The organism is Streptomyces sp. NPDC006879 (assembly GCF_042869595.1).
Lineage (GTDB): Bacteria > Actinomycetota > Actinomycetes > Streptomycetales > Streptomycetaceae > Streptomyces.
This window is the reverse complement of record NZ_JBIAGC010000004.1, coordinates 83,664-97,624: the sequence shown is the minus strand read 5'-3', so window position 1 is coordinate 97,624 and position 13,961 is coordinate 83,664. Positions and strand designations below refer to the sequence as shown.

At 69.0% G+C, this 13,961-nt stretch carries 16 protein-coding genes; 12 read left to right on the top strand and 4 right to left on the bottom strand.

The genetic code is table 11. The annotated features are described in order from the left end of the window. Positions 1 to 24 precede the first annotated feature (24 nt). Positions 25 to 795, bottom strand: a complete 771-nt coding sequence (locus ACFYMC_RS04920) for an ABC transporter permease (protein ID WP_388518904.1) — start codon at positions 793 to 795, stop codon at positions 25 to 27. After that, positions 792 to 1,727, bottom strand: coding sequence for an ABC transporter ATP-binding protein (locus tag ACFYMC_RS04915; protein WP_388518901.1), 936 nt, complete (start codon positions 1,725 to 1,727; stop codon positions 792 to 794). The genes ACFYMC_RS04920 and ACFYMC_RS04915 overlap by 4 nt, the downstream gene beginning before the upstream one ends. A 307-nt stretch (positions 1,728 to 2,034) precedes the next feature. Here ACFYMC_RS04915 and ACFYMC_RS04910 point away from each other — a divergent pair, with 307 nt between their 5' ends. The 10 genes from ACFYMC_RS04910 to ACFYMC_RS04865 all read left to right on the top strand — a co-directional run bounded on the left by ACFYMC_RS04910 (position 2,035) and on the right by ACFYMC_RS04865 (position 9,677). Beyond that, complete coding sequence (locus ACFYMC_RS04910; protein WP_388518898.1) at positions 2,035 to 2,793, top strand: helix-turn-helix transcriptional regulator; 759 nt, start codon at positions 2,035 to 2,037, stop codon at positions 2,791 to 2,793. After that, positions 2,790 to 4,211 (top strand): Fe-S cluster assembly protein SufB, encoded by a 1,422-nt coding sequence (sufB, locus tag ACFYMC_RS04905; protein WP_388518895.1) that lies wholly within the window; start codon positions 2,790 to 2,792, stop codon positions 4,209 to 4,211. The genes ACFYMC_RS04910 and sufB overlap by 4 nt, the downstream gene beginning before the upstream one ends. Before the next feature lie 71 nt (positions 4,212 to 4,282). Further along, entirely contained in the window at positions 4,283 to 5,461 is a 1,179-nt protein-coding gene (gene sufD, locus ACFYMC_RS04900) for a Fe-S cluster assembly protein SufD (RefSeq protein ID WP_388518892.1), read from the top strand. Continuing rightward, positions 5,461 to 5,778 carry a non-heme iron oxygenase ferredoxin subunit gene (locus ACFYMC_RS04895; RefSeq protein WP_388518889.1) on the top strand — a complete coding sequence of 106 codons (318 nt, stop codon included), beginning with the start codon at positions 5,461 to 5,463 and terminating at the stop codon, positions 5,776 to 5,778. Before sufD ends, ACFYMC_RS04895 begins: the two co-directional genes overlap by 1 nt. A gap of 7 nt (positions 5,779 to 5,785) precedes the next feature. Then, the gene (gene sufC, locus ACFYMC_RS04890; RefSeq protein WP_388518886.1) at positions 5,786 to 6,550 is read left to right on the top strand and encodes a Fe-S cluster assembly ATPase SufC; all 765 of its coding nucleotides are present in this window, start codon (positions 5,786 to 5,788) and stop codon (positions 6,548 to 6,550) included. Beyond that, positions 6,547 to 7,818, top strand: a complete 1,272-nt coding sequence (locus ACFYMC_RS04885; RefSeq protein ID WP_388518884.1) for a cysteine desulfurase — start codon at positions 6,547 to 6,549, stop codon at positions 7,816 to 7,818. The genes sufC and ACFYMC_RS04885 overlap by 4 nt, the downstream gene beginning before the upstream one ends. 34 nt (positions 7,819 to 7,852) lie before the next feature. Next, entirely contained in the window at positions 7,853 to 8,317 is a 465-nt protein-coding gene (gene sufU / locus ACFYMC_RS04880; RefSeq protein WP_388519264.1) for a Fe-S cluster assembly sulfur transfer protein SufU, read from the top strand. Further along, positions 8,314 to 8,697 carry a metal-sulfur cluster assembly factor gene (locus tag ACFYMC_RS04875; protein WP_388518881.1) on the top strand — a complete coding sequence of 128 codons (384 nt, stop codon included), beginning with the start codon at positions 8,314 to 8,316 and terminating at the stop codon, positions 8,695 to 8,697. Before sufU ends, ACFYMC_RS04875 begins: the two co-directional genes overlap by 4 nt. Before the next feature lie 117 nt (positions 8,698 to 8,814). Next, positions 8,815 to 9,135, top strand: coding sequence for a DMT family transporter (locus tag ACFYMC_RS04870; protein WP_388518878.1), 321 nt, complete (start codon positions 8,815 to 8,817; stop codon positions 9,133 to 9,135). Beyond that, positions 9,135 to 9,677 carry a TetR/AcrR family transcriptional regulator gene (locus ACFYMC_RS04865; protein ID WP_388518875.1) on the top strand — a complete coding sequence of 181 codons (543 nt, stop codon included), beginning with the start codon at positions 9,135 to 9,137 and terminating at the stop codon, positions 9,675 to 9,677. Before ACFYMC_RS04870 ends, ACFYMC_RS04865 begins: the two co-directional genes overlap by 1 nt. Before the next feature lie 6 nt (positions 9,678 to 9,683). Here ACFYMC_RS04865 and ACFYMC_RS04860 read toward each other — a convergent pair whose 3' ends face one another. Beyond that, a complete protein-coding gene (locus ACFYMC_RS04860; protein ID WP_388518872.1) occupies positions 9,684 to 10,553 on the bottom strand; it encodes a winged helix-turn-helix transcriptional regulator in 870 nt (289 codons plus the stop codon). Between the two features lie 54 nt (positions 10,554 to 10,607). On the opposite strand from ACFYMC_RS04860, the gene ACFYMC_RS04855 reads away from it, so the two are divergent. Beyond that, entirely contained in the window at positions 10,608 to 11,921 is a 1,314-nt protein-coding gene (locus tag ACFYMC_RS04855) for an MFS transporter (RefSeq protein WP_388518869.1), read from the top strand. 9 nt (positions 11,922 to 11,930) lie between these two features. Then, on the top strand, positions 11,931 to 12,911 hold the full coding sequence (dapD, locus tag ACFYMC_RS04850; RefSeq protein ID WP_388518866.1) for a 2,3,4,5-tetrahydropyridine-2,6-dicarboxylate N-succinyltransferase: 981 nt from the start codon (positions 11,931 to 11,933) through the stop codon (positions 12,909 to 12,911). A gap of 26 nt (positions 12,912 to 12,937) precedes the next feature. Here the strand turns inward: dapD and dapA are convergent, their stop codons facing one another. Beyond that, positions 12,938 to 13,855, bottom strand: a complete 918-nt coding sequence (gene dapA / locus ACFYMC_RS04845; RefSeq protein WP_388518863.1) for a 4-hydroxy-tetrahydrodipicolinate synthase — start codon at positions 13,853 to 13,855, stop codon at positions 12,938 to 12,940. Positions 13,856 to 13,961: the final 106 nt, after the last annotated feature.

Genomic DNA, 13,961 nt, shown 5'->3' with positions numbered 1-13,961 from the left:
CGCCTCGCCTCGCTCGCAGCGGCCTCACTCCCAGCGGAAGAACCTCGCTGCTGCACCCAGGCCGAGGACGGCCCAGGCGGTCAGGACGCCCAGTGCGCCCCAGGGCATCCCCGCGCCGTGTTGCAGCACCTCACGCAGGCCGTCGGAGAGAGCCGACACGGGCAAGACTTCCAGGGCGGAACGGACTTCGGCGGGGAACTTCGAAAGCGGCACGACGACCCCGCCGCCGACGAGGAGGAGCAGGAACACCAGGTTGGCCGCTGCCAAGGTGGCCTCGGCCTTGAGGGTGCCCGCCATCAGCAGACCGAGGCCGGAGAAGGCTGCGGTGCCCATCAGGACGAGCAGCAGCACCCAGAGCGGGTTGCCGTGCGGGGACCAGCCCAGGCCCCAGGCGATCGCGGTGAGCAGGGCGATCTGGAGCACCTCGGTGAACAGCACCGACAGGGTCTTGGACACCATCAGCGCCCAGCGCGGCAGCGGTGAGGCACCCAGTCGTTTGAGTACCCCGTAGCGTCGGTCGAAGCCGGTGGCGATGGCCTGGCCGGTGAAGGCGGTGGACATGACGGCCAGCGCCAGGACGCCCGGGGCGAGGAAGTCCACGGAGGCGCCGGGGCCGGGGGTGTCGACGATGTCGACGGAGGCGAAGAGCACCAGGAGGAGCGCCGGGATGATCACGGTGAGGAGCAGTTGTTCGCCGTTGCGCAGCAGCATCCTGGTTTCCAGGGCGGTCTGCGCCGCGATCATGCGGCCCAGGGGGGCCGCCCCGGGGGCGGGTGTGAATGTCCCGGCGCTCATGCGCGTAGCTCCTTGCCGGTCAGCTTGAGGAAGACATCCTCCAGGGTGTGGCGTTCCACCGAGATGCTGTCGGGCATCACTCCGTGTTGCGCGCACCAGGAGGTGACGGTGGCCAGCAGTTGCGGCCCGACGTCCCCGGTGATCCGGTAGCCGCCGGGATGGGGTTCGAGGGCGGTGCAGCCGTGGGGCAGCGCCTTGAGCAGGGCCGCCAGGTCCAGTCCTGGGCGTCCGGTGAAGCGCAGGGTGTTCTCGGCGCCGCCCCGGCAGAGTTCCTCGGGGGTTCCCCGGGCGATGACCTTGCCCCGGTCGACGATGGCGACGTCGTCCGCGAGTTGCTCGGCCTCGTCCATGTGGTGGGTGGTCAGCACCACGGTGACGCCGTCGGCGCGCAGTTCCCGCACCAGTTGCCAGGTGGCCCGTCGGGCCTGTGGGTCGAGTCCGGCGGTGGGCTCGTCCAGGAAGACCAGTTCGGGGCGGCCCACCACGGCCATGGCCAGGGACAGCCGCTGTTGCTGGCCGCCGGAGAGCCTGCGGTACGGGGTGCGCCCGCATCCCTCAAGACCCAGGCGTTCGATGAGTGGACCGAGTTCCAGTGGGTGGGCGTACAGCTTGGACATGTGACGCAGCATCTCTTCGGCACGGGCTCCCGAGTACACGCCGCCGGACTGCAGCATCACCCCGACACGGGGCCGAAGCCGGGCCGCGTCCGCCACCGGGTCCAGACCCAGCACGCGGACCGTTCCGGCATCGGGGCGGCGGTAGCCCTCGCAGGTCTCCACCGTGGTCGTCTTGCCCGCCCCGTTGGGGCCGAGGACCGCGGTCACGCCACCGGAGCGGACGTCCAGGTCGAGTCCGGCCACCGCGGTCTTCTCGCCGTACCGCTTCACCAGACCGCGGATGAGCACGGCGGGGTCGGCGGGGTGATTCGTCATGCGGGCGAGTCTACGAAGGCGGCGACGGGGCGCCGGCCCCGGGGCGGGCGGCACGGCCGGGCCGGGGGCGCCACGTGCTGCCCGGTACGCAGGGGGCTGGGTGTCCGCCGGCGGCCCTTCGCGCCTGGCCGACGTGGGGGTGCGGGCCTTGGAGCCGGGCGTCGGGGACGGGCTGCACACACCCTGCTGTCCGTGACGCGGAGTAACACCGGGCGCCTAAATTAGGTAACCCTAAGTGATGGAGGCCACCAGGGGTGGCGTCGATCACGGCTTGTCGCCCCTCGGCTATTTACGCAACAATGGTGTTGTGAAAAAAGGCGAACGGCTGACGGAGGCCCCCCAGGGGGAGCTCGCGACCGGGGAGCGGTCCACCCGCAACCGCGTGGCGCGCTCGATCCTGGACCACGGCCCCTCCACCGTCGCGGACCTCGCCCAGCGGCTGGGCCTGACCCAGGCCGCAGTTCGACGACACCTCGACACGCTCGTCGCCGACGACGTGGTCGCCCCGCGTGAGCAGCGTGTCTACGGTGCGCGCACCCGGGGCCGGCCGGCCAAGGCCTTCGCCCTCACCGACTGCGGGCGGGATGCCTTCGACCAGTCCTACGACCAGCTCGCTGTCGAGGCGCTCCGCTGGATCTCGCAAGCCGCGGGTGGCGGAGAGCGGGGGGAGGCGGCCGTCGCTGCATTCGCCCGGGCCCGTATGGAGGCGCAGACTGAGGGCTACCGGCGGGCCATGGAAGCCGCCGAGCCGCAGGGTCGCACTCAGGCTCTGGCCAAGGCATTGACCGCCGACGGGTACGCTGCTACGGCGCGCAGCGCACCCGGTCCGCACAGTGGCGAACAGCTCTGTCAGCACCACTGTCCGGTCGCCCACGTGGCCGAGCAGTTCCCGCAGCTCTGCGAGGCGGAGACCGAAGTCTTCTCGCGCTTGCTCGGGACGCATGTGCAGCGTTTGGCCACCATCGCCCACGGCGACGGGGTGTGCACGACGTTCATCCCGCGAAGCGCCGCACCACAGACCACCACATCAGCATCTGCAAGTACGGCCGGGAGGAACCCCGCATGACTCTCCCCACGGAGACTGCCCACCCTGAGCTCGATGGCCTGGGCACCTACGAATACGGCTGGGCCGACTCCGACGTGGCCGGCGCCGCTGCCAAGCGGGGTCTGTCCGAGGATGTCGTCCGCGACATCTCGGACAAGAAGTCCGAGCCCGAGTGGATGCTGAAGCTTCGACTCAAGGGCCTGCGGCTCTTCGACAAGAAGCCCATGCCGAACTGGGGCTCCGACCTGTCGGGCATCGACTTCGACAACATCAAGTACTTCGTGCGCTCCACCGAGAAGCAGGCCGCTTCCTGGGAGGACCTGCCTCAGGACATCAAGAACACGTACGACAAGCTGGGCATCCCCGAGGCCGAGAAGCAGCGCCTGGTCGCCGGTGTCGCCGCCCAGTACGAGTCCGAGGTCGTCTACCACCAGATCCGTGAGGACCTGGAGGAGCAGGGCGTCATCTTCCTGGACACCGACACCGCGCTCAAGGAGCACCCGGAGCTCTTCCAGGAGTACTTCGGCACCGTGATCCCGGTGGGCGACAACAAGTTCGCCTCGCTGAACACGGCCGTGTGGTCCGGTGGGTCCTTCATCTACGTGCCCAAGGGCGTCCACGTCGACATCCCGCTGCAGGCCTACTTCCGGATCAACACCGAGAACATGGGCCAGTTCGAGCGGACGCTGATCATCGTCGACGAGGACGCGTACGTCCACTACGTCGAGGGCTGCACCGCGCCGATCTACTCCTCGGACTCGCTGCACAGCGCCGTGGTCGAGATCATCGTGAAGAAGGGCGGTCGCTGCCGCTACACGACGATCCAGAACTGGTCGAACAACGTCTACAACCTGGTGACCAAGCGTGCCGTGGCCTACGAGGGCGCGACCATGGAGTGGGTCGACGGCAACATCGGCTCCAAGGTCACCATGAAGTACCCGGCTGTCTACCTCATGGGCGAGCACGCCAAGGGTGAGACCCTCTCCATCGCCTTCGCCGGCGAGGGCCAGCACCAGGACGCCGGTGCCAAGATGGTCCACATGGCTCCGAACACCTCCTCGAACATCGTCTCCAAGTCGGTGGCCCGGGGCGGTGGCCGCACCTCCTACCGCGGACTCATCGAGATCGGTGAGGGTGCCCCCGGCTCGAAGAGCAACGTCCTGTGTGACGCGCTACTCGTCGACACCATCTCCCGCTCCGACACCTACCCGTACGTCGACGTCCGCGAGGACGACGTCACCATGGGGCACGAGGCGACCGTCTCCAAGGTCTCCGACGACCAGCTCTTCTACCTGATGGCCCGCGGCCTGTCCGAGGACGAGGCCATGGCGATGATCGTGCGCGGCTTCGTCGAGCCGATCGCGCGGGAGCTGCCCATGGAGTACGCCCTGGAGCTCAACCGGCTGATCGAGCTGCAGATGGAGGGTTCGGTCGGCTGATCAGGCCGGCCCTCACCCCGCAGCGCAGATCCCTTTGACGCAAGACGTAGGAAGAGAGCAAGACGACAGCCATGGCTGAGGCTCAGAACATTCCGGCGGGTTCGACCACCGCCGGCGCGATCGCGGTGGCCGCAGAGTCCACCGTCGCCACCCGGATGAGCGCGCCCCCGTCCTTCGACGCGGCCGACTTCCCCGTGCCGCACGGCCGCGAGGAGGAATGGCGCTTCACCCCGCTGGAGCGCCTGCGCGGGCTGCACGACGGCACCGCGACCGCCACCGGCACGATGAAGGCGTCCATCGAGGCCCCCGAAGAGGTCACCGTCGAGTCGGTGGAGCGCGCCGACCCGAGGGTCGGTAAGGCCGGCACCCCGGTGGACCGCGTCGCCGCGCAGGCCTTCACCTCCTTCGCCAAGGCCACGGTCGTCACCGTGCCCAAGGAGGCCGTGCTCTCCGAGCCGATCCGGGTCACCCTGCACGGCGAAGGCGGAACCACCTTCGGCCACACGGTCTTCGACGTGCAGCCCTTCGCCGAGGCCGTCATCGTCATCGACCACACCGGCGACGGCGTACGTGCCGCCAACGTGGACTTCCTCATCGGCGACGGCGCCAAGGTCACTTTCGTCTCCGTGCAGGACTGGGACGACACCGCCGTCCACTGCTCCCAGCACAACGCCCGACTGGGCCGGGACGCCAGCTTCAAGTCGGTCGTCGTCACCTTCGGCGGCGACGTGGTGCGTCTGCACCCGCGCGTGACCTACGCGGGGCCCGGCGGAGAGGCGGAACTCTTCGGCCTGTACTTCACCGACGAGGGCCAGCACCAGGAGCACCGTCTGCTGGTCGACCACTCGGTGCCGCACTGCAAGTCGCACGTCGTCTACAAGGGCGCGTTGCAGGGCGAGGGCGCGCACGCGGTGTGGATCGGTGACGTGCTGATCGAGAAGGCCGCCGAGGGCACCGACACCTATGAGATGAACCGCAACCTGGTCCTCACGGATGGCGCGCGGGTGGACTCGGTGCCGAACCTGGAGATCGAGACCGGCGAGATCGTCGGCGCCGGACACGCGTCCGCCACCGGGCGTTTCGATGACGAACAGCTGTTCTATCTCCAGGCCCGTGGCATCCCGGCCGACGAGGCGCGCCGTCTGGTGGTGCGCGGCTTCTTCGCCGAACTGGTCCAGCAGATCGGTGTCCCGGACATCGAGGAGCGTCTGATCGCCAAGATCGAGGCCGAGCTGGAAGCATCGGTCTGATGACGTACCTGAAGGCCTGCGCACTGAGCGAGCTGAGCGAGGACACCCCCAAGAGGGTGGAGCTCGACGGCACGCCGCTCTCCATCGTGTCGACCGCCGGGGAGGTGTTCGCGATCCACGACATCTGCTCGCACGCGAACGTCTCCCTCTCCGAGGGCGAAGTCGAGGACTGCCAGATCGAGTGCTGGCTGCACGGCTCCGCCTTCGACCTGCGCACCGGCAAGCCGTCCGGGCTCCCCGCCACGCGCCCCGTCCCCGTATACCCCGTAAAGATCGAAGGGGACGACGTGCTCGTCTCCCTCACCCAGGAGTCCTGAGACACCCATGGCAACGCTTGAAATCCACGATCTGCACGTCACCGTCGAGGCGGACAACGGCTCCCGCGAGATCCTCAAGGGCGTCGACCTGACCGTCAAGCAGGGCGAGACGCACGCCATCATGGGCCCCAACGGCTCCGGCAAGTCCACCCTGGCGTACTCGCTGGCCGGTCACCCGAAGTACACCGTCACCGGTGGCACCGTGACCCTCGACGGCGAAGACGTCCTGGCGATGTCCGTCGACGAGCGCGCCCGCGCCGGTGTCTTCCTCGCCATGCAGTACCCGGTCGAGGTGCCCGGCGTCTCCGTCTCCAACTTCCTGCGCACCTCGGCGACCGCGATCCGCGGCGAGGCCCCCAAGCTGCGCACCTGGGTCAAGGAGGTCAAGGAGGCCATGGAGCGGCTGTCCATGGACCCTGCCTTCGCCGAGCGCAACGTGAACGAGGGATTCTCCGGCGGTGAGAAGAAGCGCCACGAGATCCTCCAGCTGGAGCTGCTCAAGCCGCAGATCGCGATCCTCGACGAGACCGATTCCGGCCTGGACGTGGACGCCCTGCGCATCGTCTCCGAGGGGGTCAACCGCGTTCGTGAGACCGGCGAGGTCGGCACCTTGCTGATCACGCACTACACGCGCATCCTGCGCTACATCAAGCCCGACTTCGTGCACGTGTTCGCGAACGGCCGCATCGCCGAATCCGGTGGCGCCGAACTCGCGGACCAGCTGGAGGCCGAGGGCTACGACCGCTACGTGAAGGGTGGCGCTACCGCGTGACACAGCTGCCTGGCCTCCTCACTGAGTCCCAACTGCTTGGCGAGGCGATCCGCAAGGACTTCCCCCTGCTGGATCGTGTGGTCCACGACGGGAAGAAGATCGTCTATCTGGACAACGCGGCGACCTCCCAGAAGCCGCGTCAGGTGCTCGACGCGTTGAACGAGTACTACGAGCGCCACAACGCCAACGTTCACCGTGGCGTGCACGTGCTCGCCGAGGAGGCCACGGCGCTGTACGAAGGTGCCCGCGACAAGGTCGCCACCTTCATCAACGCCCCGAGCCGGGACGAGGTGATCTTCACCAAGAACGCCTCCGAGTCGCTCAACCTGGTCGCGAACATGCTCGGCTGGGCGGATGAGCCCTACCGGGTCGACAGCGAGACCGAGATCGTCATCACGGAGATGGAGCACCACTCCAACATCGTTCCCTGGCAGCTGCTCGCGCAGCGTACGGGCGCGAAGCTGAAGTGGTTCGGTCTCACCGACGACGGCCGTCTGGACCTGTCGGACCTCGACGAGGTCATCACCGAGAAGACGAAGATCGTCTCCTTTGTGCTGGTCTCCAACATCCTCGGCACCCTGAACCCGGTGGAGGCGATCGTCCGGCGCGCCCAGGAGGTCGGCGCGCTGGTGTTGATCGACGCCTCCCAGGCGGTGCCGCACATGCCGATCGACGTCCAGGAGCTGGGCGCCGACTTCGTGGCCTTCACCGGTCACAAGATGTGCGGTCCGACCGGTATCGGCGTGCTCTGGGGCCGGCAGGAGCTGCTGGAGGACCTGCCGCCCTTCCTCGGTGGCGGCGAGATGATCGAAACCGTCTCGATGCACTCCTCCACGTACGCGCCGGCGCCGCATAAGTTCGAGGCCGGTACGCCTCCGATCGCCCAGGCCGTCGGCCTCGGCGCGGCCGTGGACTACCTGTCCGCGATCGGCATGGACAAGATCGCCGCCCATGAGCACGCGATCACCGAGTACGCAGTCAAGCGCCTCCTGGAGGTGCCCGACCTGCGCATCATCGGCCCGGCAACGGCCGAGGACCGCGGGGCGGCGATCTCCTTCACCCTTGGGGACATCCACCCGCACGATGTCGGCCAGGTGCTTGACGAGCAGGGCATCGCCGTACGGGTGGGTCACCACTGCGCCCGCCCGGTCTGCCTCCGTTACGGAATTCCTGCGACCACCAGGGCGTCGTTCTATCTGTACTCCACTCCGGCGGATGTCGACGCCTTGGTCGACGGCCTGGAGCACGTACGAAACTTCTTCGGATGACGGTCACGAAGGCCACAGGGACGACGAGGACGCCGTGAAGCTGGATTCGATGTACCAGGAGCTGATCCTGGACCACTACAAGCACCCGCACGGGCGCGGTCTGCGCGAGGGCGACGCCGAGGTACACCACGTGAACCCGACGTGTGGTGACGAGATCACGCTGCGCGTGAAGTACGACGGCGAGACCCTGACCGACGTGTCGTACGAGGGTCAGGGTTGTTCGATCAGTCAGGCCAGCGCCTCAGTGCTGAACGAGCTACTCGTCGGTAAGGACCTGGCCACAGCTCAGAAGATCCAGAGCACCTTCCTTGAGCTGATGCAGTCCAAGGGTCAGATCGAGCCCGACGAGGCGATGGAAGAGGTGCTGGAGGACGCCGTCGCGTTCGCCGGCGTTTCCAAGTACCCGGCTCGGGTGAAGTGCGCTCTGCTGAGCTGGATGGCATGGAAGGACGCGACGGCCCAGGCTCTGGGTGACGGCGCCGAGAGGAAGACCGCATGAGCGAGACCGAGAACACCGCGACCGAGGCCGTGGCGCAGAGCCCTGTGGCAGAGGGCTCGGTGGCCACCAAGCCGGCGAGCGAGGAGGAGGTCCGAGAGGCCCTCTACGACGTGGTCGACCCCGAGCTGGGCATCGACGTCGTCAACCTCGGCCTGATCTACGGCATCCACGTCGACGACGCCAATATCGCCACGTTGGACATGACGTTGACCTCGGCGGCCTGCCCGTTGACCGACGTGATCGAGGACCAGGCGAAGTCGGCGACCGAGGGCATCGTCAACGAACTTCGGATCAACTGGGTCTGGATGCCACCGTGGGGTCCGGACAAGATCACTGACGATGGTCGTGAGCAGCTGCGCGCGCTCGGATTCAACGTCTGAGTCCTCTGCGGACGGCACGACAGCCCCCGGCGTTAGCCGGGGGCTGTTTCGTTGTTCACCGGAAAGGACTGGGCCGTTTGTGTACGGGTGTACATAAGGCTGCGTACACTCGCACGCATGCCCTATGTACTGCTGGCCGCGGCCATCGCCGCCGAGGTCGCCGGGACCACTTCGATGAAGTTCAGCGATGGTTTCAGCAAGCTGTGGCCGTCCCTCGGCACGCTGGTCGGCTATGCCATCGCCTTCACCCTGCTCGCCCAGACCCTCAAGAGCATGTCGGTCGGCACCGCCTATGCCGTCTGGGCCGGAGTCGGTACCGCGGCCATCGCTGCCATCGGCATGATCTTCCTCGGGGAGGCCGTGACCGCGGCCAAGCTAGCCGGCCTGGCGCTGGTGGTGGGTGGGGTGGTCCTCCTCAACCTCGGTGGCGCCCACTGATGGCCCGCCGCTACGACCCCCAGCGGCGGTCGCGGATCATCGACGCGGCGATCCGGGTGGTCGGTGAGCGCGGCATCGGTGGCCTCAGTCACCGGTCGGTGGCCGCCGAGGCGGACGTCCCCCTGGGTTCGACCACGTACCACTTCAAGACCTTGGACGACCTCCTGGTAGCCGCCCTGCGGCAGGCCAACGAGGGCCTCGCCCAGAAGGTGGCGCAGAGCCGGGCGCTGACCAACCCCGACGTGGATCTTGCTACGGAGCTCGCGGGCCTGTTGGGCCAGTGGCTGGCCGGCGAGCGCCCCGGAGCGGAGCTGGAGTACGAGCTCTACCTCGCAGCGCTGCGCCGCCCCGCGTTGCGGCCGGTGGCCGCCGAGTGGTGCGAGGGGGTGGCCGAGGCCCTGTCGGCCCGCACCGACCCGCTCACCGCACGGGCGCTGGTGGCCGTCATGGACGGCATCTGTCTCCAGGTCCTCCTCACGGATGCCGACTACGAAGAGGAGTACGTGCGGGAGGTCCTCGGTCGCGTCCTGGTGCCGCGCTGAGGGCGGTCATGGGTGAACAGCCCGCAGGGCGGCCTCGACGCTCGACTCGATGTCGCGCACCGGGTAGATGACCTCGCGCACGGTGCGGTCCTGGTCCACCACCAGGGTCAGCCGTTTGAGCCGGCTCGTCCCGGCGGCCCGGAAGGTGGGCAGCCGCAGCGCTGCCGTGAGGGTGAGGTCCGCGTCAGACAGCAGTGTGAACCCCAGGCGCTCCTTGGCGGCGAAGTCCCGCTGCTCGTCGGGGCGCTGGGTGGAGACCCCGCGCACGCTCGCGCCGGCCGACGTGAACTCCGCGAGTCGGTCCCGGTAGGTTGCCGACTCCAGCGTGCAGCCCGGGGCGCCCGGGATCTGTGACCAGCCCGGGGGGTAGGCCTCGGGGCGTGCGTACGCGCCGGGAAAGCAGTAGAGCACCGTGAACGGGGAGGCTGCGACGGGGTCGAGCGTTGCCTCCTGTGGCCCGGACAGCCTCAGCTCCGGTAGCCGGGTGCCCTTCAGCGCATGGACCCGCGCGGCTTCGCGCGAGTGTGCATCGGTCGTCGCCGATGTCGTCCCCTCGCCCAGGACCCAGGTGTCACCCCAGTCCTGGAGCGCCACGAGTACCGGCAGGAGTCCGCGGCCACGCGGGGTGAGTCGGTACTCGTGGCGCGGTGGACGGTCCTGGTAGGGCTCCCGCGACAGCACCCCGGCCTCGACCAGCATCCGCAGTCGTTCGGTGAGGACCTTGCGGGACAGGCCCAGTTCGCGCTGGAGCGCGTCGAAGCGGTGCACCCCGCGGGCGGTGTCCCGCACGATCAGCAGCGTCCACCAGTCGCCGACCACGTCAAGAGCCTGGGCGATGGCGCAGTTGGTGTCGTCGAAGTGGGTGCGCTGAGCCATGTGGTCCCTCCCGGGTCCGGTGAGCCGTTGACCTCAGGCTGTCACGCTGGGATAGTGAGTTCCCAAAAGGAACTAACATCTTCGGGGGGTTGGGTGAAAGGCCTGCGCGAGGTTCCACGGGCCATCTGGCTCCTGGCCGCCGGAGGGTTCGTCAATGCCGTCGTCAGTTTCACGTTCGTCTTCGTCTTCGTGTACCTGACCGGACCGAGGAGCCTCTCCGCGGCGGACGCTGGCGTCCTCACCGCCATCGGCGGCCTCGGACTGATCGCCGGCAACTTCACTGGAGGCTGGTTCGGCGACCGCTACGGTCACCGCAACGTACTGCTGGTGGCGTCCGCGCTCACCGCGACCGCGCTGATGGCCCTGCCCCTGCTGGCCACCGGGCTGCTCTACGCCGCTCTTCCGCTGGCCCAGTACGGCGCGGGCGTGATCCGCGCCGCGAACTCCGCTTTGATCGCCTCCATCGTCCCCGAGGGGTCACGCCGGACCGCCTACGCGGTGATGCGCTGCGCCGCCAACGGCGGCCTCACCCTCGGCCCACCGCTCGGAGCCCTCCTGGCCACAGCGTTCTCCTACGACGTGCTCTTCCTCGCCGATGGCCTCGGGACCTTGGCCGTGGCCCTGTGGGCCGCCCGAGCGGTGCCTGCCGGGGCTCCGGTGGCGGGTGTGGCGCCCACAGCTGCCGCCAACGGCCTCCTGCGTGAACTCCGCACGCGGCCCGCCGTGCTGGTGCTCCTCGCAGCCGTCGGGGTCACCGACCTCGTCTACCGCCAGCAGTACTCGACCTTCCCGGTCTACCTCGCCGAACACGGCATGGACACCCGGTTCTACGGCCTGATCCTGGCCGTCAACGGCGGGATCATCCTGCTGCTGGAATTGCCCGCCGCCGTCGCCCTGCGACGTCGCTCCCCCCTGCACCTCGTGGGCTCCGGGCTGCTGCTGGTCGGCGCTGGCTTCGCCGTCCTGCCGGCCGGGGCGGGCTTGGCCTCCGTCATCACGATGATGGCCCTGCTGAGCATCGGGGAGATCCTCTACAAGACCCCCGCCACCGCCTACGTCGCCGATCAGGCACCAGAGCACCTCCGCGGCAGATTCCAGAGCCTCTACGCCGGGGTTTCCGTCAGCGGGGTCGTCCTCGCCCCTGCCCTCGGGGGCCTGTTGTACCAGTGGGCCCCGGGCCTGCTCTGGCCGTTGTGCGCGGCCCTCGGGGCGATGGCGGGTCTCGCGGTGCTGAGCGCGGCGGGGCGCACCGGACGATGGCCCCGAGCCGTCCCGCAGCAGCAGCCGGCTCCCGGAACGCGGGAGGCCGTCGAAACAGCGGGACCGGCACCTGAGACCGGTTCGCCCACACGGGCCGTCGCCGGTTAGCGTTCGGGCATGACTGCTACGCGTACCACCGGCGCCGTCGCCGCCGGACTTGCCACCATCGCCGCCGACGGCACCGTACTCGACACCTGGTTCCCCGCCCCCGCGCTGGCCGTTGAGCCCGGCCCCGCTGGTACCGAGCGCCTCACCGCCGAGCAGGCGGCCGAGCTGCTCGGCGCCGCCGCGCCGAAGGCCGTCGGCTCGGACCCGCGCCGGGGCGTCGAGGTGGTCGCGGTCCGCACCGTCATCTCCTCCCTTGAGGACAAGCCGCTGGACGCCCACGACGCCTACCTGCGCCTGCACCTGCTGAGCCACCGCCTGGTCAAGCCGCACGGGCAGAACCTCGATGGCGTCTTCGGTCTCCTGGCCAACGTCGCCTGGACCTCGCTCGGCCCGGTGGCCGTCGACCAGGTCGAGACCGCCCGGCTCAACGCCCGGGCGGAGGGCCTGCACCTCCAGGTCACCTCGATCGACAAGTTCCCCCGGATGACGGACTACGTCGCCCCCGTCGGCGTGCGCATCGCCGACGCCGACCGGGTCCGCCTCGGCGCCCACCTGGCCGAGGGCACCACGGTGATGCACGAGGGCTTCGTCAACTTCAACGCTGGGACCCTCGGCACCTCCATGGTCGAAGGCCGCATCTCCGCCGGCGTGGTGGTCGGAAACGGCTCGGACATCGGAGGTGGAGCCTCCACCATGGGGACGCTCTCCGGGGGCGGCAAGCAGATCATCACGATCGGTGAGCGGTGCCTGGTCGGAGCCGAGGCGGGCGTCGGTATCGCCCTGGGTGACGAGTGCATCGTCGAGGCCGGTCTGTACGTCACCGCGGGCACCCGGGTCACGCTGCCGGACGGGCAGATCGTCAAGGCCCTGGAGCTCTCCGGAGCCAGCAACATCCTCTTCCGACGCAACTCGGTGACCGGTGCCGTCGAGGCCCGACCGAACAACGCGGTCTGGGGCGGGCTCAACGAGGTCCTGCACAGCCACAACTGACCGTCTTTGGACCGGACCGGGTGGGGTCAGCTCCCGAGTCCGGTGCCGGGGCCCACGCGGCCGTAGGCCTCCAACAGCCCGTCGATCGCGCCGCGGTCGGCGGGCTGGAGCGGTTCTCGGACCGGGCCCGCCGGTAGGCCCAGTGCGTTCAGCAGGGCCTTGGCGGTGACGGCTCCGGGTGAACTCCCCGCCATCATTGCCTCGACCAGGGGCAACAGGGCCTGGTGGTGCGCGGTGGCGCCCGCGAGGTCACCGCTGTCGTAGGCGTCCAGCGCGGCGCGGGTCGCCTCCGGAGCGACGTTGGCGACGGTGCTGACGAAACCCGCTGCGCCCACCGAGTACAAGGGCAGGTTGTACTCCTCGCAGCCGGAGTAGTAGGCCAGCGCGGTGCGGGCGATCACGCCGGAGCTGCCCAGCAGGTCGTATGCGCAGTCCTTGACGGCGCGGATGCGGGGGTGCTCGGCCAGTCGCAGCAGGGTGCCGGGCTCGATGCGGGTACCGGTTCGGCCCGGGATGTCGTACAGCATCAACGGGATCCCGACGGCGTCGGCAACCTTGCGGAAGTGTGCTTCGAGTGCTGCTTGCGGCGGCCGGCTGTAGTAGGGGGTGAGGACCAGCAGGCCGTCGGCTCCCGCGTGTTCGGCCGCCCGGGCCAGGCGGAGCGCGTGGGCGGTGTCGGCGGTGCCCACTCCCGCGAGGACGCTGGCGCGTCCGTCCACGGACTCGATCACGGCCCGCACCAGCGCCGCTTTCTCAGCGTCGTCGGTGGTCGGTGACTCGCCGGTGGTCCCACTCAGGACCAGTCCCTGAATCCCGTGGTCGACCAGGTGCGAGGCGAGGGTTTGTGCGCCGTCGAGGTCGAGTGAGCCGTCTTGGGCGAAGGGGGTGACCATGGCGCACAGGGCGCGGCCGAAGGGCGGGGTGGGGCGTGTGAACGATGCCATGCGGGCAGTCTGTGGGCACCGCTTTCGCAGGTCTACTTAAAGTTTCTCTGTGGTCGATTTAGCAATGCTTTGCAAAGCGTGGTCGGGGCCGGGTTCACCGGAGGGA

Coding starts and splice junctions, on each gene's coding strand:
- ACFYMC_RS04920 (WP_388518904.1), bottom strand. CDS start 795: ATGAGCGCCGGGACATTCACACCCGCCCCCGGGGCGGCCCCCCTGGGC.
- ACFYMC_RS04915 (WP_388518901.1), bottom strand. CDS start 1,727: ATGACGAATCACCCCGCCGACCCCGCCGTGCTCATCCGCGGTCTGGTG.
- sufB (WP_388518895.1), top strand. CDS start 2,790: ATGACTCTCCCCACGGAGACTGCCCACCCTGAGCTCGATGGCCTGGGC.
- sufD (WP_388518892.1), top strand. CDS start 4,283: ATGGCTGAGGCTCAGAACATTCCGGCGGGTTCGACCACCGCCGGCGCG.
- ACFYMC_RS04895 (WP_388518889.1), top strand. CDS start 5,461: ATGACGTACCTGAAGGCCTGCGCACTGAGCGAGCTGAGCGAGGACACC.
- sufC (WP_388518886.1), top strand. CDS start 5,786: ATGGCAACGCTTGAAATCCACGATCTGCACGTCACCGTCGAGGCGGAC.
- ACFYMC_RS04875 (WP_388518881.1), top strand. CDS start 8,314: ATGAGCGAGACCGAGAACACCGCGACCGAGGCCGTGGCGCAGAGCCCT.
- ACFYMC_RS04870 (WP_388518878.1), top strand. CDS start 8,815: ATGCCCTATGTACTGCTGGCCGCGGCCATCGCCGCCGAGGTCGCCGGG.
- ACFYMC_RS04865 (WP_388518875.1), top strand. CDS start 9,135: ATGGCCCGCCGCTACGACCCCCAGCGGCGGTCGCGGATCATCGACGCG.
- ACFYMC_RS04860 (WP_388518872.1), bottom strand. CDS start 10,553: ATGGCTCAGCGCACCCACTTCGACGACACCAACTGCGCCATCGCCCAG.
- dapD (WP_388518866.1), top strand. CDS start 11,931: ATGACTGCTACGCGTACCACCGGCGCCGTCGCCGCCGGACTTGCCACC.
- dapA (WP_388518863.1), bottom strand. CDS start 13,855: ATGGCATCGTTCACACGCCCCACCCCGCCCTTCGGCCGCGCCCTGTGC.